Here is a 26885-nt window from a genome sequence, read left to right as displayed (position 1 = left end):
TCGCCAAACCCATCAAGTCTCCGATTCGGGTTGGTGGAGATTAGCTCTTCTCAAATGCCGCGCCAACTAAAGACAAAGCCACAATCGGTGCTGTCACCGCTCTTAAAATTCTACTCCCCAAAGAAACAGCTTCAAAACCAAATTCGATCGCCCTTTCCACCTCACCATCAGTCCATCCACCCTCCGGCCCAACAGCAATCACGATCGCTAATTCCTCCCGTTCTTGCTCCCCCCTTATTAAGGGGGGTTGGGGTGGATCGAAACCAGTCGCTCCATCTTGCTCCCCCCTTAACAAGGGGGTCTGGGGGGGTTCTAAATTACCCAACAAACAATCCCACAAATGCCGATTGTCCCCGCGAGCAACACAGATAAATCTATTTTTTTGACCGCAATCTTTGACAGCCATATCAAACGAAACAGGCTCTAAAATCGTCGGCACAAATTGACGTTCCGACTGTTCCGCCGCCTCCGCAGCAATCCTTCTCCACCGATCGACCTTCTGAGCACTTGGTTTGAGCAAAGTTCGATCGCTCGTCACCGGCACAATACTTGCCACACCCAACTCCGTCGCCTGTCTCACAACCTCGTCAAAGCCGTTTCCCTTGGGCAAAGCCGCCATCAAAGTCACCTCTACGGGTAGCTCCCTGTTCGCAGAAATCTCCTCTGCTATGGAGGCAAATAACCCGGTTTCCCGCAATTCTAGGACGGCACACCACCAATGTCCCCGGCCGTCCATCGCAATAAATCGATCGCCCTCACTCAAACGCAGCACTCGGTTTAAATAATGCTGCTGTTCTTTAGTTAAGTCGATTTGGCGATCGCAAATTTGAGCGGGACTAACTGCTAATCTTTGTAATTGAGCCATTTTATTTTGGATTGCTCTTTCCTTAATATATTTTTTTATTTAACCGCAGAGAACGCAGAGAACGCAGAGGAAGAGAAAAAGAGAAGATATAGGCAAGCGGAGTTTCAAGCTCAAAAATAATAAAGGCAGAGCATCTACAACCGGAATTATCTTACAAATTCAAGTTTTTTTCTGCAAATGATCTGCCTTTATATTACTTTTGCCAGAAGTCTATTGAATACAATCGAAAATCACAAATTGAAAATCGAAAATCAGCTTATGCTTCCTCCTTGATCTTTTTTAAATAAGTAGAAATCGCTTCTGTAGCTAGCTGTGTAATCGGCTTGCCCTGACGGGCTGCTTCTTCCTTGAGCTCGTTGTAGATTTCATCGCGGACGCTAATTCGACGGCGGACTTTGCCACCGCTAGCAGCGGCAGTCTCTTTCCCGTTATCGTTACTAGACGTAACATCTAATTCATTAATCTCAGTTGTCATCGAGTCAGTAGATTGGTAGTTGGTTACAAATTGACGGATAGATTCTAACCCGACGCGATCGCAAAAATTGCCAAAACTCTCGCTCAGTTGCCGTTTTTGCTTGAAATATACAAAAATAGGCTCCAGAAAAGCTTCAAAATCCTTTACGTGCAGCTTTTCCTCAATTGGTTTTGCCAGCCGCGTTTGATCGGGAGAACCGCCCAGCCAAATCTGGTAGGATTCCGGCGAACTCCCGACAAACCCCAATTCTGCCATATAAGGGCGGGCGCATCCATTCGGGCAACCAGTCATCCGCACCACCAAATGCTCGTCTTTCAAGCCCACTTTGGTCAAAAGTGCCCGAATCCGCTCTAAAATGCTGGGAATCACGCGCTCAGACTCGGTAATGGCCAGCCCGCAAGTCGGCATTGCCGGACAAGCCATTGCATAGCGCACTAAGGGGTCGATAGCCGTTTCCCGCTGAATGCCGCATCGATCGAGTATTCCCTGAATTTCTTGTTTGATCTCCGGCGAAATATCGTAAATCAGCACGTTTTGGTGCGGCGTCGCCAGTATCGGCAAGTTGTACTTCTGCACAATTTCCCGCAAAGCCGTTTTTAGCTGAAATGAGCCTTCATCCTTAATCCGGCCATTTTCTATAGAAATGCCGACAAACAGTTTACCGTCTCCCTGTTCGTGCCAGCCCAAGAAATCAAAATACTTCCACTCAGGCAGCGGTTTAAAGGCTTCTAGCGGCTTGCCAAAATATTCGGCCACTTTTTCGCGGAACCACTGTACGCCTTTGTCGTTAATCAGGTACTTCAGCCGCGCGTGCCGTCTGTCTGTGCGATCGCCGTAATCTCTTTGCGTTGCTACAATTGCCTTGACCAAATCGTAAACATCATCCTTGGCAACATAGCAAATCTCATCCGCAACCCGCGCAAAAGTCTCTTCTTTATTGTGAGTGCGGCCCAAACCGCCACCAGCAAACACGTCAAAACCTTGCAACTCGCCGGCTTTATTGGTAATTACCACCAAGCTCAAATCCTGAGAGTACAAGTCAATTGAATTGTCTCCCGGCACGGTAACGGAACACTTAAATTTGCGCGGCATATAATGGCTGCCGTAAATCGGTTCTTCTTTGTCGCTAAAGATTGTGCCGTTGCCGTTTTTCTGTCTCGCCGCCTTCACTGCGGGGTCTTCCTCGGCCGAAATAGCTTTTTCGCCGTCCAGCCAAATTTCGTAATAAGCACCGGTTTGCGGCGTCAGCAAATCGGCGACATTGTTGGCGTATTGCAGCGCATACTTGTATTCTGGGCGATTTTTGTACGGTGCTGGAGGTGCCATGACGTTGCGGTTCAAGTCGCCGCAAGCTCCCAAGGTTGACCCCATATTTTTAATAATTGAGGAAAACACTGCTTTAAGATTTTTTTTCAACACCCCGTGAAGTTGGAAACCTTGGCGCGTTGTAACGCGGATCGTGTGGTTGCCGTATTCTTCAGATAGCTTGTCTAAGGCTAAGTATAATTGCGGCGGAGTGAACCCGCCGGGATTGCGGGTGCGGAGCATGAACTGATAATCTTTTTCTTGTCCTTTAACTCGATTGTCGCGGTTGTCTTGCTGGTACGAGCCGTGAAATTTGAGAATCTGAATCCCGTCTTCGGTGAAGTGGGTAGTTTCTTGTAACAGTTCAGTCGCAACGGGTTCTCGTAAATAGTTGCTGCGTTCTTTGAGACCTTCTGATTTAGAGGGCTTGCGCGCAACAGGAGTTGAAGTGGAAGATGTGATCATGGGAATGTATAGTGCCAGTTATAATTAGATACAGCCGATCGAATATTTCTTGACAATTTGACACTTGACAAATTTGCACTTGACAAATTTCCTCAGAAATGCTTTGTCGGATATGTTGACAACTCGGTTAACAAGTAAGTTAACAAGTAAGTTAATAACGGTAATCCGGTAGGAATTCTGATGTTGTTCAATTGTAACACGATCTAGCCGGGGCTGAAAATTTGTAATTAAGAGTTTATACTTTCGATCGCTTAACTGCACGAAACTTTAGAAATAATTAACCTCAACCTTTGAAATTATGTCACTGTATGACGAAGACACCTTTGTGGTGTTAGAAACAAACCAGCCAGAGCAGTTTTTGAATGCGGCGGAACTCTTAGAAAAGCTGAAAGCGGTCTTAGCTGAGGAACACGAAGATTTGCCGCAGGACGTGAATAAAATATCTGGTTTGGAAGCTCAAGCTAAGTATTTAATTAATACTTATTGTGAATTAGATATCGGGCCGGGAAAATTTTTGCAGTGGTACGCAGTGCGTCTAGAAAAGTAATTTTGGGGATGGGGATTGCTAATACAGTTAGCCGTTAGCAGTTAACATTCAACAATTCTTCAATCCAAAATCCAAAATCTCAAATCTCAAATCTCAAATCGGTTAGTCTTCTAACTGTTGAACCGATGATACTTCAACTGCCGTAACGTCGATCGTACCGGGCGGAGTCAAACGGCTAAAATGACCTTGCTCTATTTTCAGAGGTTCGCCGCAGTTGGTACACTGAAACTGAGTTTGATTTAAAGCTGTAAATTCGTATTGACAAACTGGACACTTGTCCTCAATTAAATTGCGTTTCAGCCACCACTGAAGCGCGAAAAATGCGACCACAGGCGTCAGCAACAAAAAAGCTACTAAAATCAACACTGATTTAACTATCCAACCCAAACCAACAGACACCAACAAATACGCGATGCCCAGCAGTATCAACCAATTGCTAATACGGGGTAGCTTTAAAGAAATTTTGGGGGTGCCTTGGTTCACGGTGGTCTCCTTGGGTGTCTTTGCACGTAGGCATAACTCTATCCTACTCAGAAAATCACGCAGTCGATCGAGTTAATTTCCCCATTGTACACGGAGAAACCGCTCTCTACGTTATAAGTTAATCAGAGTCAGAGGGTTGAAAAATTCCTTGTAAGGATTGACAAAGAGATTCAAAACTAAATCTTGCGAGGGTTTGTTCCCTCAACCAGCGGCGATCGCACCTTTTATCCTCTCCTCGCAGCATTTCCACACAAGCAAGCGCTACTGCTGCTGAATCTCGGTGGGGAACTCGCCACCCCAGTTTACCATCTTGCAGCGGATCTGCCGACCCGTCCGCGTCCCCCGCGAGTACGGGTACTCCGCAAGCCAGCGCTTCCAAATAAACTATACCGAACCCTTCCTGGGAAGGCATTACATAAGCATCGGCCAACTGGTAATATGCTGGTAAATTTTCTGTCGGTACAAAACCCGCAAATATTACTCTTTCGGTAACTCCCAAATCATCAGCGAGTTTGGCTAATCTAGGTCGATCGTCTCCTCTACCAATAACTAAGTATTTCACATTGGCAAAAGTTTCAGCTATTTGCGGCAAAGCTTGAATTGTGACATCGACGCCTTTGTAAATATCTGTCGATCGCAATCTGGCTACAGTCATCAATATTTTAGCACCAACCAAATTGTACTGCTCTAATAAATCCTGTGGCTTGGGCCGATTCGTAAATATATTTTCATCTACAGTACAAGGCACTATGTGGAATTTTTCGGGATTTAAGTTGTTAATTTCGCAAGTGCGTGAAGCGAAGCTATCCCGTAGGGAATCGCGCGTGTACCTGCTAATAGTCCAAATACTCTCAGCTTTACTCATTGCTGTTTGATATTTGGACCCAAGCGGTTCCCACACTTCCTTGCCGTAAGTTAAAATCGTGTAGGGAATTCCCAGCGGCTGGCATAAAGTTTGAATCAGCGGTGCGAGTTTGATGTGACCGCAAAAAACCCGTTCCGGTCGTTTTTGCAGCAATCGAGTTAGTAATACTGTAGCAAACTTAAGACGGTCAAACCAGGGATTTTTGGTTTTGAGGTAATAAAATTTCAGATTTTTTGACTCGTAAGGATTGTTGCAGTCTGGGGAATCTCGCAACAGCAAAACTTCAGCTTGCGGCGGCGAGTTTGTCGTTGCGGTTATTGACACGTAAGCTTTGAAAATGTCTTTAACGTAGGATTGAATGCCGCCTTCGCTGGCAAATATTTCTAGGAAACAGAATAGGTAATTTGTCGATCGCATCTCAGATTCACCCATTGGCAGCGCAGACAATTATTCGCAGTATAGTGATTTTGCCAAAAAGGGCGATCGCCATTATCCAGAGCTTTTAAACCATGTCAAGATGACTGTAATTCCAGGTTTTACAGCCAAATATTGAACTTGTCTGCTCTCACCGTTGGCTTTAAGGGACGATCGGCTTTTTAACTAGAGCTTTTTAACTAGCTGCATTGGTGAGTGCGATGCTTTGCTTGAACTTTACTATAATCTACCGTAATTTACTGTAAACTTAATGATTTTTTACAATATTATGCACCAAACAAAAATTAAGATTTATTGAGTTGGTGCAGCGCGTCCGACCAGACTGGGGATCGGCAGACCGATGCCGATCGGGGCGATCGCATCTTTAGTTTTTGATAAAAGTATGGTATATCTAAAGATAGATATCGAGGCAGTATCGAACTGTTATCATCAGCAACATAGAGAGTTAAATTCAATATGACTCTGCCAGGTTTTAAAAGCAATTTCTGAAAGATTTTGTCGAAAATAATCTCTTAAAACTTTCTCCGAAATTAAATATTAATGCTCGCAAAGCATTTAAAAGAATCCAAATAGTTGATTTTTTGGGCATCAAGGAGAGAGATTGAATCTTCATATCTTTTCTGTTTTCCCAAGTAGTCTAGCGAGCCGAGCGAGAAAGTTTTACGAGCAGAAAATAAACACGATCTCGTACAATCACGTACAAAGAAAAGCCGCTCACCTAAAACATTAGGTATTCGAGCTGAAACCTAACATTAGCTTTTGTTAGGTTGGCAACGTCATATTTACGAGCAACTCTCTCCAAACGAGCCTTTATTGGAGTTTGAGGTGAAACGAGTAACGATCGCACTCAGTCTTTTTAGTCTACTCAGCAGCACCCTGGCAAGTTGCACCGCCACTTCCCAGAACGCTCAAAACAGCACACAACCAAGCAACTCCGAACTTTCATCAGTTGCTGTAGCAGTCCGCGACCTCGGCAATCCATTCTTCGTACAAGTTGGCAAGGGCGCTGAGGCCCAAGCCAAGAAAATCGGCGGTGCAAATGTGAGGACAACTCTCGTTTCCAGCGGCGACGATTTAAATCAGCAATTTAATCAAATCGAAAACTTTATTGCCTCTAATGTCAGCATGATTGTACTCAATGCTGCCGACACCAAAGGCATTGCCCCGGCTGTCGAAAAAGCCAAGCAAGCCGGAATTCCGATAATTGCAGTTGATACCGCCGCCGAAGGAGGCGTTGATGCCACAGTTACTTCAAATAACGTGCAAGCTGGCGAAGTAAGCTGTCAATATATAGCCGATCGCTTGAAAGGAAAAGGTAGCGTTGTGATTATCAACGGGCCTCCCGTCGCTTCAGTGGTCGAGCGAGTTCAGGGGTGCCAGAGTGTCTTCTCCAAATATCCCGATCTCAAAGTTCTTTCCAAAGATCAGAACGCAGAAGGCAGTCGCGATGGCGGGTTGAGAGTCATGAGCGATTTGCTTACTTCCTTCCCAAAAATTGATGCTGTTTTTGCAATTAATGACCCCTGTGCCATCGGTGCAGAATTAGCAGCCAAACAAGCACAAAGGAGCGAATTCTTTATTGTTGGAGTCGATGGTGCACCTGAAGCCTTAGATGCGCTCAAGCAGAACAACAGTTTATTTGTGGCTACAGCAGCTCAAGATCCATTTCGCATGGCAGCCAGGGCTGTTGAAGTCGGTAACGGCATTCTCAAAGGAAACAAGCCAGCCAATCCAAACATTCTGATTCCAGTCGCGCTGATTACTCGCGAAAACGTCAATCAACATAAAGGCTGGACAAGTGAGTGACCAGAGATGTCAACTTAAGCTGTCAGTCCGCCAGTCCGCCAGGGACTGAAGTCCCTGGCTAATAGCTAAAGTCCTCTGAAGAGGACTCAGAAGAAGACTTTTCAAACTCATTAGATCTCTCCCAAAAAGCCTGTCAAGAACAGGCATATTGCCTGTTTCACAAGAATTATGGGAGATGTCTATTAGTCCTCATAGCGAGGAGTTTAGCTTTGAGGCAGGGGTTGAAACCCCTGCCGTACTGCGGGAAAGAGCGTGGAAAGTTGGCATCAATGGCAAGTGACATCCTCCTACACCAAATCTACGATGGTAAATAGCACTCAAGATTCAATTAAAACTAAGCCCGTCCTCGAAATGCAAGGTATTACAAAAACCTTTCACGGTTTTACAGCCTTGCACGATGTAAATATCACCGTTTACCCAGGGGAAGTCCACGCCCTCATGGGGGAAAACGGTGCGGGCAAAAGTACGCTGATGAAAATTCTGGCAGGAGCCTACATAGCTGATGCAGGCGAAATCAGAATAGACGGTCAAGCTGTTAAGATGACAGACCCCGCTCAAGCCAGAGATTTAGGGATAGCGATTATTTATCAAGAGCTCAATCTTGCCCCCAATCTGACAGTTGCTGAAAACATTTTTATGGGCAGCGAGATCAAGAAAGGAGGTACATTTTTAGACCAAGATGAAATGCGGCGCAGGGCCGCTGAGGTATTAAAAAACCTTGATGCAAATTTTGAGGCTGGAGACCTGGTTTCGACACTTTCAATTGCCGAACAGCAGCAAGTGGAAATAGCCAGGGCGCTCAAAGACAACAGCCGAATTTTAGTGATGGACGAGCCGACGGCCGCGCTTTCAGACCGCGAAACAGATAAGCTTTTTGAAGTGGTTCGCCGCTTGCGGAATGAGGGCATTGCTATTATTTATATCAGCCACAGAATGGCAGAAATTTATGCCCTTGCCGATCGCGTGAGCGTCATCCGAGATGGCGGGTATATTGGCTCTCTTGAAAAGCACGAAATTTCGGCCGAACGCCTGGTGGAAATGATGGTGGGCCGTTCTTTACAGGATTTGTACGAAAACAAGCATCAAATAACACCGGGTGCAGTTGTTCTTGAGGTAACAAATTTAAGCGACGGCTACAAAGTAAAGCCTGCCAGTTTTAAACTTCATGCGGGCGAAATTTTGGGTTTAGCGGGTTTAGTTGGCGCCGGCAGAACAGAACTTGCCCGCCTAATTTTTGGTGCAGATCGGAAGGTAAGCGGTGAAATAAAACTGGAAGGTAGTCATCTCAATGTCTCGACACCCAATGAAGCAATGGCCGCCGGAATTGCTTACGTGCCAGAAGATCGCAAGGATCTTGGACTATTTTTAGAAGCTAGTTCGGGTGAGAATATCACCATGAATGTCCTCGATCGAGAAGCAAAAGCTGGCATTATTAACTCAAATGTTCTCTTGAGAATTGTCAATGATGCTATTAATAATTTGCAGATTCGCCTTGCAAGTCCGAGCATCAGGGCAATGGATCTTTCTGGGGGAAATCAGCAGAAGTTGCTGCTAGCGCGTTGGTTGGCTATCAACCCAAAGGTACTTTTGCTAGATGAACCGACGCGGGGTGTGGACATTGGCGCTAAAAGCGAAATTTATCGAATTATTAGCGATTTGGCAGCCAAGGGCGTAGCTATTTTAATGATTTCCAGCGAATTGCCGGAAATTGTGGGAATGAGCGATCGCGTCTTAGTGATGCGATCGGGAAGCCTTGTCGGTGAAGTAGGCGGATCGACTGGGGAAGCAATTACGCAAGAGAACATTATGGCTTATGCCACCGGGGCAACAGAGGTAAAAAAATCATGAGTCAAACAGAAGTAAAAAGCACCAGAAATCAATCAAGCGATCGCCAAAAAGCCAGTAAAGCTCAAGCTTGGAGAAATTTTATCCAAGTAGCCGGCATCCTGCCGATTTTGATTGCCATCTGTATAATCTTTTCCCTGGTAACGCCCAGCTTTCTTTCAGTAGGAAATTTGATCAATGTCATTCGGCAAGCATCGATCAATATTGTCCTAGCTACCGGCATGACTTTTGTGATTTTGACTGGCGGAATTGACCTTTCAGTCGGGTCAATTTTGGGCGTGACGGCAGTTGTCGGGGTGCTAGTTTCCTTAGTTCCAGGTCTGGGTTGGTTTGCCGTACCGGCTGCGTTAATAGCCGGAGTATTTTTGGGATTAATTAACGGCTCGCTAATTGCCTATTTAGGTTTGCCTCCGTTCATTGTAACCCTGGGTTCTTACACAGCTTTGCGGGGAGTTGCTTATTTAGTAGCTAACGGCACTACCGTTATCAATAGAAATCTGAATTTTGCTTGGGTAGGTAACAGCTATGTGGGCCCTATTCCCTGGTTGGTTATTATCGCTTTACTCGCAGTTTTAGCGAGTTGGTTTGTTTTGCGGCGGACTGTTCTGGGGAGGCATATTTACGCCGTGGGAGGCAACATTCGGGCAGCACGATTGACAGGTATTAAGGTGAGTCGCGTGCTGTTATTTGTCTATGGCGTGAGTGGGTTGCTTTCTGGTTTAGGCGGCATTATGAGCGCCTCGCGCCTCTACAGTGCGACGGGGATGTTAGGGCAAGGCTACGAATTAGATGCGATCGCTGCTGTAATTTTGGGAGGAACGAGTTTCACAGGTGGAATTGGCACTATTTGGGGTACTTTGCTGGGGGCTTTAATTATTGCCCTGCTCAACAATGGACTAACTCTCATGAACGTGTCTTTCTTCTGGCAGTTAGTTGTCAAAGGTCTGGTGATAATTATCGCAGTGACGATTGACAAAGTTCGCACAGGTTCAAGTGCAGCGTAATATTGCTAATTCGGTCGATCGGTTCCTTATGCGGAGCTTTGTCCTATGCACATCCAGCATTTTCCTCACCTGATTACTGCTTTTATCCTGGGAACACCGGGTGTATTTCTACTAACATCATCCCCAAGTTTTGCGGCCCCAATTGATAGATTAGTTGCTCCTGAACCGTTAAATACCTTGGCAGAAGACCCCTTCGCGCAGGTGAATTCTGTCTCTCAACTCTCGGATGTAAAACCGACTGACTGGGCTTTTCAGGCGCTGCAATCTCTAGTAGAACGCTACGGCTGCATTGTCGGTTATCCCGACGGAACTTACAGAGGCAACCGGGCGCTGACGCGGTACGAATTTGCAGCAGGATTGAATAGCTGTCTCGATCGAGTCAGCGAACTAATTGCTGCAGGAACAACCAACCAGATTACTGGGGAAGATTTAGCGATCGTCCAAAAGCTGCAAGCAGAATTTGCCACAGAATTATCGGTGTTGCGGGGTCGAGTCGATACTCTCGATGCACGCACAGCAGAACTCGAAGCGAATCAGTTCTCCACCACAACTAAGCTGAATGCGGAAATTATCGTGGTGGTAACAGATACCTCGGGTAACAGTGTTGGAGATTCCGACGATCGCACCAACACTATTGTTGCCAACCGGGGGCGATTAAATTTTGAAACCAGCTTCACCGGTCGCGATATGCTGAGAACCCGTTTGGAATTCGGCAACTTGGGCAGGATTGCCGACGAGACGGGTACAAATATGACGGCTTTGAACTTTGATGGCAATGTCGATAACACAATCACCGTCCCTCACGTATTGTATGTGACCCCGCTGACCTCTAATCTCTCGCTGACCGTGGGCCCGACAGGTGTTGGGTATTCCGATATTACCGATTTGCTGACTCCTCCAACGATCGCCAGCGATAGTGAAGGAATTCCCTCGAAGTTCGGACAATACAGTCCCCTCTACCGCCGGGGAGGTGGCGGTGCTGCTGTCAACTGGACGATCGTCAAAAACCTCACCCTGACTGTGGGCTATCTAGCCGGCAATCCCAATCTCTCGCAGCAAAGTAACGGTTTATTCAACGGTTCCTACAATGCTCTGGTTCAGCTTGCTTACCGGGGCGATCGCGGAGCAATTGGCGTAGCCTATTCTCGTACCTTTGCACCCAGCGGTAAAGCCGACCTCACCGGCGGTACGGGCAGTTTTCTGGCGGCGCGACCGTTTGGGGACAATATTGCTACATCCAGCGATTCTGTAGCCGTACAAGGATTTTACCGCCTTGCTCCCCGGTTGCAAGTTCACGGTTGGGGCGTTTATACTCGCGCCAATGCCGAAAATTCCGGTGTTAGCAGCGTTTCTGATGGTAGAGGCAGCGTGGTTTTGCTAAATGTTGACGGGGACGATCGCGCCGATATTGTGTATGCAGCGATCGGGATAAGTTTCCCAGATGTCGGAGGTGAAGGCAACCTACCCGGGATTTTGGTGGGTTTGCCAGGCCGCGTGACGAGCAGTAATGTGCGCCGCGAGCGAGATACTTCCTATCACATTGAAGCCTTCTATCGCTTTCAGGTCAACGACAACATTTCTATCACCCCTGGTGTTTGGGTCGTTGTTAATCCTGAGAATGACAGCCGCAACGACACTCAATGGGTTTGGTTGCTCCGCACTGGCTTTAACTTTTAACCGGAAAGATATTTTACTAACCTAGTCCTGGACGCAAAAACCCAGTTTCTTAACGTAATTGCCTCATTTGAGACGATAATCACAAGAAACCGGGTTTTTTAGACCGATCGTGCATTCAGGGCTTGAATTCCATACCACACAACAAAAAACCCCTACCATCGCTGGCTGGGGTAGAAAATTATCAGGGTGCATCTACTAATATTTGCAACTATAACATACATTTGTGGGGTGTCACCCTTCATGGGTGACACCCAATCAGAATTTTAAGTCAGAATAAATTATGATTCAATATGCCAATGATTAACAAAGCTTGTATATCATCTAGTTCTGTCCCAGCCGATCTAAAATTTAAGATTTAGAATAAATCTGTGCTAGACCTCAAATTAATCCGAGAAAACCCGCAAGCCGTGCAAGAAAGCCTCAACCTGCGCGGAGGTAACTATGAAATCGAGCCGATTTTGCAATTAGACAAACAGCAGCGGGAGTTGGAAGGCAAGCGATCGCAACTGCAAGCCCGCAGCAACGAAATTGCCAAACTCATCGGTCAAAAAAGAAAATCGGGTTTAACCCTCGAATCTCCCGAAGTTCAGGAACTGCAAGCAGAAGGCAACGCAGTCGGCACGCAGTCAAACGAACTGCAAGCACAGGAAAAAGACCTAAAAGCTCAAATAGAAGCTTTATTGCTACCGCTGCCAAACTTGCCGAGCCCGTCAACGCCGATCGGCAAAAATGAAGAGGAAAACATCGAAATCCGGCGCTGGGGAGACGAATACATTCCCCAAAATTCAGGTATTTTACCGCACTGGGAAATCGGCGAAAAATTAGGAATTATCAACTTTGAACGGGCAGTAAAAATCGCTCAGCCCCGCTTTGTGAGCTTAATGGGAGCCGGGGCAGCCCTGGAAAGAGCGATAATTCAATTCATGCTCGACCGCCACACAAAAGCCGGTTATTTAGAAGTCATTCCCCCATTTTTAGCTAACACTGAATCCCTCACCGCTACGGGTCAATTACCCAAATTTGCTGAAGAAAGTTTCAAGTGCGACCAAGATGATTTGTGGTTAATTCCTACTTCCGAAGTTCCGGTGGTCAATTTGTACAGAGGTGAAATTTTGACAGCAGAACAGTTGCCAATTTATCACTGTTCTTATACTCCTTGTTTTCGCCGCGAAGCTGGCAGTTACGGCAAAGATACGCGGGGATTAATTCGATTGCACCAATTTAATAAAGTTGAATTGGTAAAACTCGTGCATCCGAGTACCTCCGAGGCAGAGCACGAAAAGTTAGTGCAGGATGCTGAGGGAGTTTTGCAGGCGCTGAAATTGCCTTATCGGGCGATCGCGCTGTGTACCGGCGACTTAGGTTTCGCGGCCGCCAAAACCTACGATTTAGAGGTGTGGCTGCCATCTGCGGGCAAATACCGCGAGATTTCCAGTTGTTCCAACGTCGCAGATTTTCAGGCGCGGCGGGCAAATATTCGCTTTAAAGAAGCGGGTAAAAAAGGCACTCAATTCGTTCACGCCCTTAACGGTTCCGGTTTAGCTGTGGGCCGGACAATGGCGGCTATTTTGGAGAATTACCAGCAGCCAGACGGAACTGTAAAAGTGCCGGAAGCTTTACAACCCTATTTGGGACGGGAAGTTTTATAAACAAGTTTGTAGTTATATCAAATCTGTTAGCATCGGAATTATTCCTATCTCTCTTCTCGACCTCTTCGTGAATCTGCGTGAATCCATTGTCCGGGGCGGTTCAGAAATTATCTTTTTTTTACCGCAGATGAGGGCAGATCGACGCAGATTCACGCAGATGAATTAGATCGAATCCGGTTGCACCGTGCGTGTTTGACTGTTGAGTGGATTTGACGCTAGACGATGCTACCGGATTTGATATTACTGGGCGATTGAAATCGATCCTGCGCAAACTTTCGTCCCTGCTGAAGGGGACTAAAAAATAACGTAAAACGCGAGTGCTGTTAGATCCCCGACAACTTCGACGAACTGGATATCTGGGTGTTCTATCTTTTATCGGCTTCTTCTTTCTTCCTTCTACTTACATTTTGAGCAACGCTTCTTTGATATTTAATGCTAAAAATCTATCCAATGCGAGATACATCCAGTAAACAGATAACTGACTGTCACTGCTAGTCTTGTGAAATCCCAAAGCCAGGGCCTGTTTTTCGTACATGGGGTGAATCATCAGCGTGTACAAGTCGCAAAGATTCGGAAAATCTGTTTGCATTTCGCCTAAAACTTTCTGTGCGTCTTCCAGAAAAGTAATCCGGTATTCTGACAAATACTGCGGATCGATCATCCAACTGCGGATAAATACTGACTGGCAATTTTGATCTCCTGGTAGCGCCATATTGAAAGGATCGATATCGGAAATAGAACTTAAATGAAGGCTTTTGCTAGGAGCGTTAAAAAAATTGACTTCTGATTCGCTAGCTGTTGGATAAAGTAAGTAAAACCCGACGGGATTGAGGTTATCTGAGCGACGCAAAACTCGCATTCCCTTTGAGTATTGACTGGCCAAACGCCGGAGGATTTTAGCGATTTTTTGGGGTACGGCGTTAGTGTTGCGGTTCATCCAGTTGTAATTGGTCGCTAATAAATTTGCAACGGGAATCGCGTCGCACCGAGGGTTAAAATTATCTAATTGGAGTTGTACGGGGTTTTGAGGTTCGGCAACATTTAAAATTTCTGAAACAGGTTGAATTTCAATTGCGGTAGTGTTACCGTCAAAGTGTTTTTTAATTAATCCCAGGGCTTCTAATTTATCTAACATCATGCCGGCGGCGCGATCGCTACCGCGGTCGGAATCGCAGTAGAATAGTTCTGCGGCTTCCCGGTGAGTGCACTGCACTTCTGTTGCCGGCAATTCCAGTTTCGCCAGCGGCGGTTTGAGGCGGGGCTGATTTTCCTGAAGCTGTTTCACCAATAAGTAAATCCACAGCCTGATAAAGAATTCAGCCCTAGTGCGAGTTACGCCGACTCGTTTCATCAACAGCGAGACAGCCGTGCGTCGTTGAGATTGAGAATACCAAACATTTATTTCTTCAAAATCCATTGTAGTTGCCAAGCAGTGAAGTAACTCTACTTACATATTGGCTCACTTTCCGAAAAAACTTCACCCTGCTTCAGGTGACTTGTGCTCGCTGTTGCTCGATTTCTGTGATTTCGAGAAGCTTGACAAGATAGCTAGTTTCTCGTTGCAACTTCACTGCTTCCCAAACCACAATCAATTTTAGATATTTCTGGCTTGATTTAACAAAAGAACGAACTCGAGTAAATTAGCAACTCTAGAGGTTTACGCCATGTACAGTGCTTATATAAATCGAATGGGAAAATTTTTGCCTGGAGAACCGATTAATAATGATGAGATGGAAGAATATCTCGGCAAAATTGCCTCGCGCCCTTCGAGAGTCAGGCAGCGAATTCTCAACAGCAATGGCATTCAACAGCGCTACTACGCGATCGACAAACAGCAGCAAACACTATATTCTAACAGCGAAATGGCAGCGTTTGCCGTCCGCGACGCGATTTCTCAGTCAAATTTGGAACCAAGGGCGATCGACTTATTGGCCTGTGCTACCACTTTACCAGATTTATTAGTACCGGGATTTGCCAGCACAGTACACGGGGAACTTTCCGAATTATCTCCCCTAGAAATAGTGTCAACTCAAGGAGTTTGCTGTGCCGGAGTTAGTGCTTTAAATTACGCCGCATCCCAAATCGAACTCGGCAAAAAACAAACAGCAATTGCCGTCGCTTCCGAATTTCCCTCGCGCCTGTTCAAAAACACCAAATTTGAAGCTGAGACTTCAGTGCAAGCGGGAAAACCCCTGCCTTTCGATACAGAATTTTTGCGCTGGATGCTCTCCGACGGTGCCGGATCATTGTTGCTCCAAAACCATCCCAGCGCAACAGGAATTAGTTTAAAAATAGAATGGATTGAACTCGTTTCCCACGCCAATGCCTATCCTGTTTGTATGTATTCAGGATTAGCCAACGAAACATCAACCAAAAGCTGGTTGGATTATTCATCCTACCTCGATGCAGCCGCAGCGGGAGCTTTTGACTTGCGGCAAAATATTCGCTTGCTGGAAAATGTAATAAAATTAGGCGTTGAAGGTTGGCTGCGGTTGATTAAATCAGGGAGAGTTTGTCCGCAAGAAATCGATTGGCTGCTGTGCCACTATTCGTCTCACTTTTTTCGGGGACAAATTGTAGAACTTCTGGAACAAGCAGGCTGCATGATTCCCGAAGAAAAATGGTTTACTAACTTGTATACGCGGGGAAATACAGGCTGCGCTTCGATTTATTTAATGTTAGAGGAATTGTTCAATTCTGGCAAGTTGCAGCCAGGGCAGAAAATCTTTTGCTTTGTGCCGGAAAGCGGGCGCTTTACAACCGCTTACATGATGTTAACTGCTGTCGAAAATACCAATAAATCAATGATTTCTCAAATTTCTAACTTTCATGAGGTTCCCGAAGCTTCGCCTCTCGAAAGCGTTAAACCCGAACACCCCAACTCTCCGCAAGCTTATTTGTTGCGGGAGTTAGCATGGATTTGGCTGAAGTTCGATCGCGAAATTCGTTCTGTTCCCATTGTCCGCAAATTGTACCGAGGAGAGTTTACAATAGAAGATTATCAAGCTTTGCTGTGCAATCTCCGGCCGCAAGTTGTAGAGGGAGCTCGCTGGATTGCTCGCGCTGCTTCTAACATGAGTGATTTTCGACTGCGATCGACTTTTATCGGCCACGCTCAAGACGAACACCGCGACTATCAAATGCTAGAACAAAATTATGTTTCTGTGGGCGGTGAATTGGCAAAAATTGTGGAATATGATAAGAATATTGGCAGCGAAGCACTGTCAGCTTTTATCTTCCACCAAGCATCGCGGGAAAATCCGGTCGATTTAATTGGCAGTATGTTTATTATCGAAGGATTGGGCAATCGGTTGGCAGGAAAATGGGCAAAACAGATTCAAGAAAGTCTCGGTTTGCAAGATGCACAAGTTTCGTTTTTAGCGTACCACGGATCTAATGACGAGTCGCATTTAGCCAAATTAGAAAATTTGATTAATGCCGAATGGATGACAGATGATATTGCCCGCCGCATTGTCAAAACCGCTCGCGTCACTGCTCGTTTGTATTTGCTGCAATTGGAGGAAATAAGCTAATGCAAAAGCTGCAAAAACAAGATACCGAAAATCTCCCAGATGCTCAAAAAATCCCTTACGCTACCAAACCCTACAACCGCCGAGATCCGAATGTTTGGGACGTGCTGTTTTGCGATCGAGCTATTCCCGTAGATTTAGTAGCAAAAGCATACATGATGCGGGATTTGCAAAACTGGACTCGCAGTTATTTGCTGATTCCGATCAAAGTAATTGCTAACTTGTTGCTGGCGATAATTATGACAACAAAGCGTCTGTTGCCATTTCAATTTCGCGCTTACACTTTAATGCACAAATCCGCAGTATTTTTCCTGAATAACTTTGTCTCGCCAGAAGCTTGTTATTTAATTGTGCGGCACCTCAACATCGGCTCCAACATTATCAACTTCTTGATTGACAACGGCCCCGACACCAGGATAGAAAAGTCAAAGCTTTATCCGCGCACTGTTGGCGATTTAGCTGACAATGCGTTTCTCGAACACGACTTAATTCTCTATAATTTTGTCTGGGATTACAACCAGGCAATCCTGAAAAATCCTAACTGGTTGCAGGCTGTCAAAAAACGTGCAATTAATTATGATAGCATTCAACCAGTAGAAGTTGCAATAGACTTTGAAAAACGCAGATGGCTAAAAATTCTGGATTTAGAATCTGCGATCGAATTGTTTAAAGTATTTTATTCTCTGTGTTTGACTAGCGACGAATTTGCGCGAGCAGTGATGTCGCTTCAGTTGGATGAAAACTTCGGACTGTATGTCAGCGAGATTACGGGAAATTGCGACTGGAATCATGTAATTGTCAATCGCCATCCGCTAGCGCCCAACAGCCCGTTTAATGCGGCACGCGACTTGTTTTTGCACGGGATAATTTCGGAATATCTCTATCGGTATTTGGAACTGCAAAAAGAGATGAACTAAACTCCGATTAAATAACCACAAATACCGTAGGGGCGGGTTTTACCAATAATAGTTAATAACAGCAAACAATCTACCTAAACCCGCTCCATACAACTAATAATCTACATCTACCCTTTCTGCGATCGAAAAAAATGTATATTCCTATTGACCGTTGAGCGGGGCGGGTTTACGAGATTGTTGGTTTTAGGCAGAGAAGGTTGGTCAAACCCGCCCCTAGGCAATCTGAAATTATAGTTGATTTTGTAGGTATAAAATTAATAGCAAAACTCAAGCTGCTGTTAGCTGGGCTTGTTCTGCTGCTTGGGGCAAATTCTGACTTACCACAATCCACTTGCCTGTAATCGGGTCGCGGTAAGTAATAAAAGGATTAGATTTTAAAGGTTGACTGCAAGGTTTAGCGGCCATTTTTACGCACTCCCAAGAATTGGTATTGAATAACTACTACAACACCATACTTTTAATAATCGGATGTTTTGCCTAAAATCCGCGTGATTTCTACCTCAACAATAGGTGATATTTTAGCTGTGGTTTGGTGACAGCGAGCAGCGGCTTAATGTGATTGAAAACTGCGTTTGCAGTGAGCAGTATCACTAAAAACCTTCCGTAAAAAAAATCTGCCTTTTGGTTTTTACCTTCTACCTTCAAGACGGCGACTATTTTAGTATAGATCTGATATTATTAAGTAAGGTAAAGACGTTTATCAGAGATCCCCCTTACAAACTTATGGTGCTATTTGGATTTGGCAAAAAGTCGAGCCTGCCCTCTCCCCAAGAGGCATTACCGGGACGGGCAGAGTCCATGCCGGTACCGGCAAGTCACTTTGTTAACGGCAATCCGCTCAAACCTCCCTTTCCAAACGGTATGGAGACTGCCTTGTTTGGTCTGGGCTGTTTTTGGGGAGCAGAACGGAAATTTTGGCAGCAAAATGGAGTTTTTTCGACGGCTGTCGGCTACGCGGCCGGGATGACTCCGAATCCTACTTACAACGAAGTTTGCAGCGGGATGACGGGACATAATGAAGTAGTTCTGGTTGTGTTCGATCCGAAAGTAATTAGTTACGAAACGCTGCTCAAAGTTTTTTGGGAAAGTCACGATCCTACTCAAGGAATGCGTCAGGGAAATGATTCTGGTACTCAGTACCGATCGGGAATTTACACGTATTCAGCTACCCAAATGCAGCTAGCTGAAGCTTCGCGAGATGCTTACCAGCAGGCTTTGACGGCGGCCGGTTACGGCAAGATTACTACTGAAATTATTGAGGCTCCTGAGTTTTATTACGCAGAAAGCTATCATCAGCAGTATCTTGCTAAAAACCCGAACGGTTATTGCGGTTTGGGCGGTACTAAGGTTTGTTTGCCTGCTATGTCTCAGGCTTAAAAATTGACCCAGCGTATGGATAGGGACACATAGATCGGGACAAAACATAGTTGTGTCCCTACAACAATGTTCATTAGTGTCAACTTAACTTCTAATCCAGTCACAGGCTGCGGTTTGAGGATTAAACTTCGATCCCCCCTAGCCCGCTGAAGAAGAGGCTAACCGGAATCTTCTCTTTCGTCCCCCTCCTTAAGGGGGATTTAGGGGGATCGAGATTCAGGTAAAAACTAGATTGATCGAGGCTTTCAGTATTAAGAGGACTTACGCGGGATTGTTGAAAAACCGGGTTTTTTTACGAAAAGACGTGTTGTAAACCGCACTCAAGGTAAAAAACCGGGTTTCTGGGTCTCAATGCGTAAGTCCTGATTAAGTTCACACCACTGAACAATGTTGTGTCCCTACAACATATCTGGTGGGCAGTTGCTCCTAGCCCGCCACAAAAAGCGGAATATGTTAGTAGTTGAAAATAGGTAAAAAATGCTGACTGCTGTTGTAATTATCAATCTACTAATATCTGCGGTCTGTTTTTATATAGCTGCGAAGGTGTGGAAAATCAGGCGGACGATCGCACGTTTTGAAATCGGTATCATAGCGATCGAACGCTGTAGCAGCAATGTCCTGGCCACGTCGCCGGATTTCTTTGCTAACAGGCAGCAAAATGCCCGCCAACTGCGACTGCGCTATCAACAACTGGAATTGCAACTGCAACAGGTTCAGCAACTTTTGGGATTGCTGGGTTGGGGACGGATGCTTTGGCGCAGGCGCGATCGACCTTTGAGGTAAGCTATCCTAACACTGCTGCAAATTTTGCCATCTCTACCTGCAGACTGATGGCAGCAGCAAATCGCCGCCTCTGGTAGAAATCCAGAATAATCAAGAATATTTCTATCTTTGTAAACGGCTGCGATCGGGCAAACGTGCCTAAAATTGGTGTATGGAGAGAAGTTATAAAAATGTCAACTAAACGTTCAGGATTATTTATTGGCGGTTTGCTTGTGGGTTCTGCCATCGGGGCCGTGACTGGGTTGCTGATGGCACCGCGAACGGGCAAGGAGACGCGGCAGATATTGAAAAAATCGGCCGATGCTTTGCCGGAGTTGGCGGAAGATTTATCGACTAGCGTGCAGTTGCAGGCCGATCGACTTTCTGAAACTGCAATCCGAAATTGGGACGAAACTTTGATTAGACTCAAAGAGGCGATCGCGGCAGGTTTGGAAGCGACTCAGCGGGAACGCCAAACCCTGTCGGAAGCTGAATCGGAAGTGAGTCCCCCGTCGCGCCCTCCCACCCGCTAAATGACATGAAATCCCAAACCCCAAATCCCAGATTCAAGTGAGCGATCCCATATTTTGGCTAGGACTTTCGATTTTGCTAGTGGCAGTTAGCCTGACTGCTGTTTTAGTGACTTTAATACCAGCAGTGCAAGCCCTGGCCCGGGCGGCCCGCAGCGTGGAAAAGCTCGCTGACACGCTTTCTCGCGAATTTCCGCCCACTTTGGAGGCGATTCGGTTGACGGGGCTGGAAATTAGCGAGTTGACGGATGATGTCAGCGAGGGAGTACAAAGTGCGGGCGAAGTTGTCAAACAGGTCGATCGAAGCATTGGTAGCGCCAAAAAGCAGGCGCAAAACGTGCAGGTAACTACTCGCAGCGTGGTGACTGGGATTAAGGCTGCTTGGAAAACTTTAACTCGCAAGCCGCCGAATTCCGGGACAAATCGCCGTTCGACAGATAGATTGTCGCCGAGTCAAAGAAGTGCGATTTCGCTGAGAGATTCGGGTTTGGAGGATAGGTATTCTGGGGTTTACGGTGCCGGTGCGAGTAATGGGGAATCGCCCAGGTTGAGGAGTAGCGAGGGTTCGGGCTTGCCGGGGGATGCGGAAGAGTTCGAAGAAGTGCGATCGAACGATTCTTGATTCCACCCAATTCCTCATCATCCTTCCACAGCACAGCCATCCCACCAGCAAGGATTTTTATCAATAAAATCCATCAAAGCATCATACTTAGGCGAACCCTTTTGTTCCACATATTCCAAAGCGCCCCAACTTCCCCACTTACTAAATCCACCCACATCCACAAAGTGCATGAAAAGACTGCCTCCAGCTTGTTTCCAACTATTCAGTAATTGAGTGTACATATCATACATTTCAGGACGCCTATTTAATGCCATAAAAAACTCAGTCAGTTTTTCGTTATTCTCCACTCCTTCAGTACCTACAATATGTTGACCGCCCTCGTAAACAAATAACTTGAGACCTTTTTTTTGAGCCACATCTAAGAAATACCTAAAGTCATTATCAACATCTGGCAAACTATCTTTAAAGCCAGGAAGCAACCCGCCCTCTTTTAATTGCTTAAAAGCTTTTCCAAACCCGCCATCTGCCTCCTTCAACCAAGACTCTACTTTGCTGACACTTTCTTTCCCGCCCAAGTTGCCGCTAAAATATCCAGCTATGGCTACGGCATCAATACCGTGTTGATAACAAGGTTTATTACCCTCAGCTACCCAATAGGAACACTCTAAAGCATAAGTTTCTAAATCTCTCCAGCCTCTTTGAGCTCCTAACACGCAGACAACTCGATTCTTTTGATCCTCAAAAACACCTTTCCAGATCTCGCACATTTGAGCAGTACGCATTCCGTACCATTGCATAAAAGCATCGCCTTTATCTCCCCACTTCGCTTTACCTTGTTCCAAAGCATAATGCGATTGTGGAAATAACCAATTCCAAACCTCATTAGAATACTCTACATAAACTTTCAGCTTGGGATCTACACTATCTTTTACCATTTTAGCAAAGTTAGTCATATATTCATCAGTAGCCTGATGCGGCATATTAAACCAAGGCTCTGCTTGAACTTTGTTAGTTAAATTCACCATAACTTCTATGGGAACATTTCCTCTGTAAGCATAAGATACGCTCTCTGGTTTAGGTCGGTTTGACCAGTCTTTTTGTTCCGAACCATTTGTCCCCATCCAATCCATAAAACGCAAGACTCTAAATTTTTTAATCTTGTCTATAAACAGCGGATTAAATATTTCACCGCTTTGATAAAGCTGTTCATCTTGGGAACGAACAACTTTAATATTGCGGATATAGTTCCCTGTTTTCTTGGGATCGGTAGCAGTAATTGTAATCATTATGCCTCCGCCTTGTGTGGCATCGACATTAATGATATCCCTCCCTGGTTTCGACGCAGCCTCATCTTTTTTGGAATCAAAGCTATATTCGATCGCACCTTCACCCTCATAAGTAACAATATATTGCCCTGAAGGATAGAAATTGGGGATTTCCCTAAGTAATAGGGTACTTACCCTAGTATATTTAGGAGCATCTTCGGGAGATGGGAGAGACTTCACCCACCCATTTTCATCAAGGTTTAAAAGATTATACTCTTCTGTATCCCATTCACCTTGACAGTTTGGTTGTCCGCTGACGCATTGAGTTATCCATTTTCGAGAAGATTTGAAAGCATCTAAAAAGGGTAATTGTGTTGACGAGTCAGAAATACCATTAAGCCCAACTCCTAAAGAAGAGCGAGAATTTGACGTATTTTGTACATCTGCACGCACAGCTACTTTGTTATCTGCTTGCCGTGCTGCTGTTGGAGCAATATTAGTTGTTAAAGCCCAACATCCGGGAATGAAAATGACAAAAATTAATAAACCAATGACAAAGCCCAAAGCTTTATTTTTCGATCTGATACTTAATCGAGACATAAATTTGACTGATTTTATTGTTTTCGGTAAAATCGGAGCGGTAAGACAGTTTTAATTTTGATATTTTATCAAAAAGTTCCTTCTAAAACGATCGGCTATAAGATTATTAACATTTTTGCCTCTGTGTGGAGGGGCGATCGCCCTTTCTGTCCCCAAGTGCGATCGCCCATCTAACCGTCTTTATTCAAATCTTCGGTTTTTGGAGTTTCTGAAGTGGAGGGGAATTCTAGTCGAATGTTAATATCAATTGATACTGTGTTTTTCTCAATCACACCTATACCAACTATTTTTACTAATGCTTCTGTAGGTACAGAATTATTTATTTTAAATTCAGGAGAAGACTGAGTTTTATATCCGGCTTCTTCTAGCCGATCGCAAATATTGCGCCAATTTCCTACAGGTTCGTTAGGTACATCTGCGATTTTTTTAACATACTGGTATAAAGTTTTACATAAATAAACCTCTGCACTTTTGGAACTCTGAAACAGTTGGCGGGCGATTTCGGTGGGACTGCAACCGGAAAGTAATCCTCGGAGGTAAAGTTTTTCTGTTTCTGTTAATCCTCTGCGCGATCGGGGAGAGATCTGCCGTTTAGCTTCTGCAAAAGCTTGGTACAGCCTTTCTAAGTCCCAGTGTTTGGCTGCTTCGGCAAATAAGTCTTCTTTTGATGCCATTTTCGGGTGTGGTGAGATGTGGCTAACGATAGCATAACCGAAATTGCTAGCGTTTGTTAGTTGTTTGCTAACAATAGGTAGTTTAGTATTAAATTACCCACTCATTTTATCAGTGCAAATACTTAGAAAAGCGGGAAAGTGCGATCGCGATATTTCAAATTTTGCCTGTTTAGTTAACTTTCGTTAGTCAAACAGTTAGTTTTTGTCCCTTACACTGAGGTATTCCAATGGCTAAAAGTGATGAAATAGCGAAAGCGGCAGGTTCCGCTGCTGCGGGTGCTGCTGCCGGTGCTGGTGTGGTAGCTGCTTCTGGTTTTACGGCAATTGGTGCTGTTGGTGGAGGTGCTGGTATAGGTGCTGCTGCTGGCCCCGTTGGTATAGCCGTAGGTGCATTAGCAGGTTTGGCATTTTACGGGATTAGCAAGGCTCTTTCTGACGACTAAACATTGACTCGCGCCAGGGACTTCAGTTTGCACCATTGTCAATAACGGGCAAGATGCCCGTTCCACAAAGAGTGAATTTCTTGTGGGATGGGCATCCTGCCCGTCCGTTCCACAAAGAGTGAATTTTTTGTGGGATGGGCATCCTGCCCGTCCGTAAAATGCTTATTGAGAATGGTGCAAGATATCAGTTAAAACCGACTGGAAACGCTCAGGCAATTATCTTTGTGTCTGTTCTCATATTTTATTCAATCAAGATTATTAACTTATGTCTTCTCAAGAATTTCAAGCAGCATACACCAGCATTTACAGTACAGGCACTTTCCTCTTACAATATCTCAAAGAATTCCGTGACGGACTCCGCATTCAGGGAGATGAAAGTCAAGGGCTACAAAGCATTGAAAATGAAATCAACACAGCTTTAAACGCTTTGCAAGATCAGAAGTATCAAGTAGCCGTCATTGCAGCAATGAAAGCTGGCAAAAGCACCTTCTTGAATTCTATCATCGGTGCTGATGTGCTGGCGAGTGAAACGGCCGCCTGTACTATCTGCCGTACAGATGTCCGACACATTAAACCAGGCGAAACTCCTAAACTTTTAGAGTATCGAGAAGGAAAAAAGAAACCAGTCATTCTTGTTGAGGGTGATGCAGGCGAAATTCAGCAAAAATTCCTGCTGCGTACCCGTGAAATCCGAGAACAAGGCAATCCCGATAACACTACACGCTTTGAGATAGAGCATCCGATTGAAGCAATTAGCCAATTATCTTCTCTCACAGGCTTTACCTTAGTTGATACTCCCGGCCCTAATGAGTGGGAGTCTGCAAACTTCAACATCAATGCACTGAAGCAAACAGCACTAGAAGCACTGCGAACCTGCAATGCCATCCTGTTTATTTTAAACTACGCATCCTACAAAGATAATGCAGTTGCCGATTTGTTTAAAGATGTTGTCGAAAATCGCAAAGACTTTATAGCCGAAAACACGGGTAAAATTTATTTTATCCTGAATAAAATTGACCAGAAGACAGAGAGAGACAAAGAAATTGCTGATGTCATCAAAGATTTAGAACGAGAGTTAGCTGGCTTTGGCTTTCGCAATCCAGTTATTTACCCTGCTAGTTCTCGACAAGGACTTTTAGCGAAACTGATTCAGCAAGAAAAGGCCACTGAAAGCGAAATCAAAGACTTTAAAAAATTCTTTAGTGCTAGGTATGCCACGGAAGATGAGGAAGGAAACCAGATTATTCCTGCACCCCGAAAAATAGCAGCGCCAGCACTAGCAGATAGCGGTATCCTGAACATTCAAGAAACAGTCATTCAAAGGATTACGCAAAATTCTGGCTGGAATTTATTGAGTGATGTGGTGGCAGAAATCGATAAAGCTGCTAAGGCTATTGAGGATACTCTAAATACAGAAATTAAAGGTTGGGAAATGGAGATTGAATCCCTCAAGGAAAAAGTAGAAGAGTACAAGAAACTATCAGAAAATGCGATGTACAAAGTTGAGTCAGTCAAAAAAGCTGTTGAGGAAGAAAAGCAAATACTAATCCGAGGATTTAGTCAAGGCATTGACATATTTGCCGCTCGTGCTAAAGCTCAGATAGCCAGTGAGATTGATAAGATTGCCGAATCTCGATCGGCTAAATCTCCTAAGTCAAAAAAAAGTCCATTATTGCTCAAACCAGTAGAAGTTAAGACTAACAATGGGGGTTTTGGACAAATAGTAGAAGAAATTGGAGAAACACTGTTAGGACTTATACCTTCTTTTGGTCCAGTATTAGGCAAAGCATTCAAAGTCACTAAATCTTTGTTGGATGGGCTGAGTGAGTCTATTCCAGAAGCTTTCAATACCTCTGTTTCTGAACAGATTGTTGATAGTGAAGAGTTTGATCCGTACATTATTCGGTGTAAAACTAAGGCTGAAGCTAAAGAAATTGTTAAAACAATTAATAATTTTTGCGCGCCACATATTCAGAATTGGTGGATAGATACTCAAGATGAATTAGTTCGAGATGGGACAAAGATTCGCGAAGAGTTGGCAAAAATAATTCAAAAAGATATCCAAGAAATATCAGATGAACTATCTGATTATCTTGGTGATGCTTTAGAAGTGAAACTAAACATCAACCCGATTCAGTTTCCTAGCTTTGATTTTCCCGGAATTGATGCGCGGATTAAAGATGTACAATTAGCAGTGGTTGTAGGAAATAGAAGGGAAGAAACAGGTAGAAAAAGTCGTTGCTGTAACTCTGATGAAGTCTATTATGCTGATGTTGATGTTACGGAGAAATGGGATTTTTTTGATGTTGATTTGCAACAGACATTAGAGTCAGTGAATCGGAAAATAGATGACCAGATATCTAGAAACAGAAAACTTCTAGAGCGAGTTATTGATAAACAGATTTCTGCTGATTTTAGAAGTGCAGAACGGCAAATCAATGATTATATTAAAACTGGACTTTGGACAAAGAGGGAAAGTGGTTCGCGATTTAATGACGCGAAGTAAAGTAGTGAGTTAAATACTATCGGGAGCATTCTCAATTAGCTAGCGAGAATGGGAAAAAGACGTGCTTGGCATCGCTTTCTTGTCAGGTGTGGTTGTTACCTCATATCCGGCGAGGTAGGAGTGTCCAGCAGTTGAGTAAGATCGGTCAATCGCGTTTTTCTGGTATAATTTCTGTCTCGCCGTCATAATATAAGTCAAGCAAACTGCCAGCCAAAGAATTAATTGTGCGTTCGAGTTCATCAATTTGAGTGCGTCTGGCGACCTGGATGACCGCTGTGATATGTTCTGGGCTACCGGC

22 protein-coding genes are annotated in these 26885 nt (G+C 44.8%); 14 read left to right on the top strand and 8 right to left on the bottom strand.

Annotated elements, in window-relative coordinates; genetic code table 11:
* Positions 1-40 precede the first annotated feature (40 nt).
* Complete coding sequence (locus tag QUA80_RS03135) at positions 41-865, bottom strand: 16S rRNA (uracil(1498)-N(3))-methyltransferase (protein WP_333421328.1); 825 nt, start codon at positions 863-865, stop codon at positions 41-43.
* Positions 866-1121: 256 nt separating this feature from the next.
* On the bottom strand, positions 1122-3110 hold the full coding sequence (gene sir / locus QUA80_RS03130; RefSeq protein ID WP_333421326.1) for a sulfite reductase, ferredoxin dependent: 1989 nt from the start codon (positions 3108-3110) through the stop codon (positions 1122-1124).
* A 298-nt stretch (positions 3111-3408) separates the two neighbouring features.
* Here sir and QUA80_RS03125 point away from each other — a divergent pair, with 298 nt between their 5' ends.
* Entirely contained in the window at positions 3409-3657 is a 249-nt protein-coding gene (locus tag QUA80_RS03125) for a chlororespiratory reduction protein 7 (RefSeq protein WP_333421323.1), read from the top strand.
* A gap of 102 nt (positions 3658-3759) precedes the next feature.
* Here the strand turns inward: QUA80_RS03125 and QUA80_RS03120 are convergent, their stop codons facing one another.
* Together QUA80_RS03120 and QUA80_RS03115 are read right to left on the bottom strand one after the other, a co-directional pair.
* Positions 3760-4140, bottom strand: a complete 381-nt coding sequence (locus QUA80_RS03120) for a hypothetical protein (RefSeq protein WP_333421321.1) — start codon at positions 4138-4140, stop codon at positions 3760-3762.
* 118 nt (positions 4141-4258) lie between these two features.
* Entirely contained in the window at positions 4259-5437 is a 1179-nt protein-coding gene (locus QUA80_RS03115) for a glycosyltransferase family 4 protein (protein WP_333421319.1), read from the bottom strand.
* Between the two features lie 762 nt (positions 5438-6199).
* Here QUA80_RS03115 and QUA80_RS03110 point away from each other — a divergent pair.
* From QUA80_RS03110 to serS, 5 genes are all read left to right on the top strand, one after another.
* The gene (locus QUA80_RS03110) at positions 6200-7246 is read left to right on the top strand and encodes an ABC transporter substrate-binding protein (protein ID WP_333421317.1); all 1047 of its coding nucleotides are present in this window, start codon (positions 6200-6202) and stop codon (positions 7244-7246) included.
* Between the two features lie 252 nt (positions 7247-7498).
* Positions 7499-9094 carry a sugar ABC transporter ATP-binding protein gene (locus QUA80_RS03105; protein ID WP_333421315.1) on the top strand — a complete coding sequence of 532 codons (1596 nt, stop codon included), beginning with the start codon at positions 7499-7501 and terminating at the stop codon, positions 9092-9094.
* A complete protein-coding gene (locus QUA80_RS03100; RefSeq protein WP_333421313.1) occupies positions 9091-10095 on the top strand; it encodes an ABC transporter permease subunit in 1005 nt (334 codons plus the stop codon). The genes QUA80_RS03105 and QUA80_RS03100 overlap by 4 nt, the downstream gene beginning before the upstream one ends.
* Positions 10096-10140: 45 nt before the next feature.
* Complete coding sequence (locus QUA80_RS03095) at positions 10141-11772, top strand: iron uptake porin (protein WP_333421311.1); 1632 nt, start codon at positions 10141-10143, stop codon at positions 11770-11772.
* 368 nt (positions 11773-12140) lie between these two features.
* Entirely contained in the window at positions 12141-13421 is a 1281-nt protein-coding gene (gene serS, locus QUA80_RS03090) for a serine--tRNA ligase (RefSeq protein WP_333421309.1), read from the top strand.
* A 400-nt stretch (positions 13422-13821) separates the two neighbouring features.
* Here the strand turns inward: serS and QUA80_RS03085 are convergent, their stop codons facing one another.
* Complete coding sequence (locus QUA80_RS03085) at positions 13822-14838, bottom strand: hypothetical protein (protein WP_333421307.1); 1017 nt, start codon at positions 14836-14838, stop codon at positions 13822-13824.
* Between the two features lie 247 nt (positions 14839-15085).
* Between QUA80_RS03085 and QUA80_RS03080 the strand changes: the two genes are divergently transcribed.
* Together QUA80_RS03080 and QUA80_RS03075 are read left to right on the top strand one after the other, a co-directional pair.
* A complete protein-coding gene (locus QUA80_RS03080; protein ID WP_333421305.1) occupies positions 15086-16954 on the top strand; it encodes a 3-oxoacyl-[acyl-carrier-protein] synthase III C-terminal domain-containing protein in 1869 nt (622 codons plus the stop codon).
* Positions 16954-17868, top strand: a complete 915-nt coding sequence (locus tag QUA80_RS03075) for a DUF6999 family protein (protein ID WP_333421303.1) — start codon at positions 16954-16956, stop codon at positions 17866-17868. The genes QUA80_RS03080 and QUA80_RS03075 overlap by 1 nt, the downstream gene beginning before the upstream one ends.
* Before the next feature lie 267 nt (positions 17869-18135).
* On the opposite strand, the gene QUA80_RS03070 is transcribed toward QUA80_RS03075, so the two are convergent.
* Positions 18136-18273: a hypothetical protein gene (locus QUA80_RS03070; protein ID WP_333238938.1), complete on the bottom strand. Its 138-nt coding sequence runs from the start codon at positions 18271-18273 to the stop codon at positions 18136-18138.
* Positions 18274-18591: 318 nt separating this feature from the next.
* Here QUA80_RS03070 and msrA point away from each other — a divergent pair, with 318 nt between their 5' ends.
* From msrA to QUA80_RS03050, 4 genes are all read left to right on the top strand, one after another.
* Positions 18592-19245, top strand: a complete 654-nt coding sequence (msrA, locus tag QUA80_RS03065; protein WP_333421301.1) for a peptide-methionine (S)-S-oxide reductase MsrA — start codon at positions 18592-18594, stop codon at positions 19243-19245.
* A gap of 477 nt (positions 19246-19722) precedes the next feature.
* Complete coding sequence (locus tag QUA80_RS03060; RefSeq protein ID WP_333421299.1) at positions 19723-20028, top strand: hypothetical protein; 306 nt, start codon at positions 19723-19725, stop codon at positions 20026-20028.
* Positions 20029-20198: 170 nt separating this feature from the next.
* Positions 20199-20540, top strand: coding sequence for a YtxH domain-containing protein (locus tag QUA80_RS03055; RefSeq protein ID WP_333421298.1), 342 nt, complete (start codon positions 20199-20201; stop codon positions 20538-20540).
* A 37-nt stretch (positions 20541-20577) separates the two neighbouring features.
* On the top strand, positions 20578-21159 hold the full coding sequence (locus tag QUA80_RS03050; RefSeq protein WP_333421296.1) for a DUF948 domain-containing protein: 582 nt from the start codon (positions 20578-20580) through the stop codon (positions 21157-21159).
* A gap of 17 nt (positions 21160-21176) precedes the next feature.
* Here QUA80_RS03050 and QUA80_RS03045 read toward each other — a convergent pair whose 3' ends face one another.
* Both QUA80_RS03045 and QUA80_RS03040 read right to left on the bottom strand, forming a co-directional pair.
* The gene (locus QUA80_RS03045) at positions 21177-22964 is read right to left on the bottom strand and encodes a cellulose-binding protein (protein WP_333421294.1); all 1788 of its coding nucleotides are present in this window, start codon (positions 22962-22964) and stop codon (positions 21177-21179) included.
* Positions 22965-23134: 170 nt separating this feature from the next.
* Positions 23135-23638 carry a DNA-binding response regulator gene (locus QUA80_RS03040; RefSeq protein WP_333421292.1) on the bottom strand — a complete coding sequence of 168 codons (504 nt, stop codon included), beginning with the start codon at positions 23636-23638 and terminating at the stop codon, positions 23135-23137.
* 227 nt (positions 23639-23865) lie between these two features.
* On the opposite strand from QUA80_RS03040, the gene QUA80_RS03035 reads away from it, so the two are divergent.
* Positions 23866-24081, top strand: a complete 216-nt coding sequence (locus QUA80_RS03035; RefSeq protein WP_333421290.1) for a hypothetical protein — start codon at positions 23866-23868, stop codon at positions 24079-24081.
* A gap of 427 nt (positions 24082-24508) precedes the next feature.
* Positions 24509-26587 (top strand): dynamin family protein, encoded by a 2079-nt coding sequence (locus QUA80_RS03030; RefSeq protein ID WP_333421289.1) that lies wholly within the window; start codon positions 24509-24511, stop codon positions 26585-26587.
* Positions 26588-26885: the final 298 nt, after the last annotated feature.

This window comes from Microcoleus sp. F4-D5, assembly GCF_036704885.1.
Classification (GTDB): domain Bacteria; phylum Cyanobacteriota; class Cyanobacteriia; order Cyanobacteriales; family Microcoleaceae; genus Microcoleus.
The sequence above is the reverse complement of the archived record's forward strand: the minus strand, read 5'-3'. Positions and strand labels throughout refer to the sequence as shown.

What these genes read in the sequence shown, in the direction of transcription:
- QUA80_RS03135 (WP_333421328.1), bottom strand. Translation starts at nt 865, where the DNA reads ATGGCTCAATTACAAAGATTAGCAGTTAGTCCCGCTCAAATTTGCGAT.
- sir (WP_333421326.1), bottom strand. Translation starts at nt 3,110, where the DNA reads ATGATCACATCTTCCACTTCAACTCCTGTTGCGCGCAAGCCCTCTAAA.
- QUA80_RS03125 (WP_333421323.1), top strand. Translation starts at nt 3,409, where the DNA reads ATGTCACTGTATGACGAAGACACCTTTGTGGTGTTAGAAACAAACCAG.
- QUA80_RS03115 (WP_333421319.1), bottom strand. Translation starts at nt 5,437, where the DNA reads ATGGGTGAATCTGAGATGCGATCGACAAATTACCTATTCTGTTTCCTA.
- QUA80_RS03100 (WP_333421313.1), top strand. Translation starts at nt 9,091, where the DNA reads ATGAGTCAAACAGAAGTAAAAAGCACCAGAAATCAATCAAGCGATCGC.
- QUA80_RS03095 (WP_333421311.1), top strand. Translation starts at nt 10,141, where the DNA reads ATGCACATCCAGCATTTTCCTCACCTGATTACTGCTTTTATCCTGGGA.
- QUA80_RS03085 (WP_333421307.1), bottom strand. Translation starts at nt 14,838, where the DNA reads ATGGATTTTGAAGAAATAAATGTTTGGTATTCTCAATCTCAACGACGC.
- QUA80_RS03080 (WP_333421305.1), top strand. Translation starts at nt 15,086, where the DNA reads ATGTACAGTGCTTATATAAATCGAATGGGAAAATTTTTGCCTGGAGAA.
- QUA80_RS03075 (WP_333421303.1), top strand. Translation starts at nt 16,954, where the DNA reads ATGCAAAAGCTGCAAAAACAAGATACCGAAAATCTCCCAGATGCTCAA.
- QUA80_RS03070 (WP_333238938.1), bottom strand. Translation starts at nt 18,273, where the DNA reads ATGGCCGCTAAACCTTGCAGTCAACCTTTAAAATCTAATCCTTTTATT.
- msrA (WP_333421301.1), top strand. Translation starts at nt 18,592, where the DNA reads ATGGTGCTATTTGGATTTGGCAAAAAGTCGAGCCTGCCCTCTCCCCAA.
- QUA80_RS03060 (WP_333421299.1), top strand. Translation starts at nt 19,723, where the DNA reads ATGCTGACTGCTGTTGTAATTATCAATCTACTAATATCTGCGGTCTGT.
- QUA80_RS03055 (WP_333421298.1), top strand. Translation starts at nt 20,199, where the DNA reads ATGTCAACTAAACGTTCAGGATTATTTATTGGCGGTTTGCTTGTGGGT.
- QUA80_RS03045 (WP_333421294.1), bottom strand. Translation starts at nt 22,964, where the DNA reads ATGTCTCGATTAAGTATCAGATCGAAAAATAAAGCTTTGGGCTTTGTC.
- QUA80_RS03040 (WP_333421292.1), bottom strand. Translation starts at nt 23,638, where the DNA reads ATGGCATCAAAAGAAGACTTATTTGCCGAAGCAGCCAAACACTGGGAC.
- QUA80_RS03035 (WP_333421290.1), top strand. Translation starts at nt 23,866, where the DNA reads ATGGCTAAAAGTGATGAAATAGCGAAAGCGGCAGGTTCCGCTGCTGCG.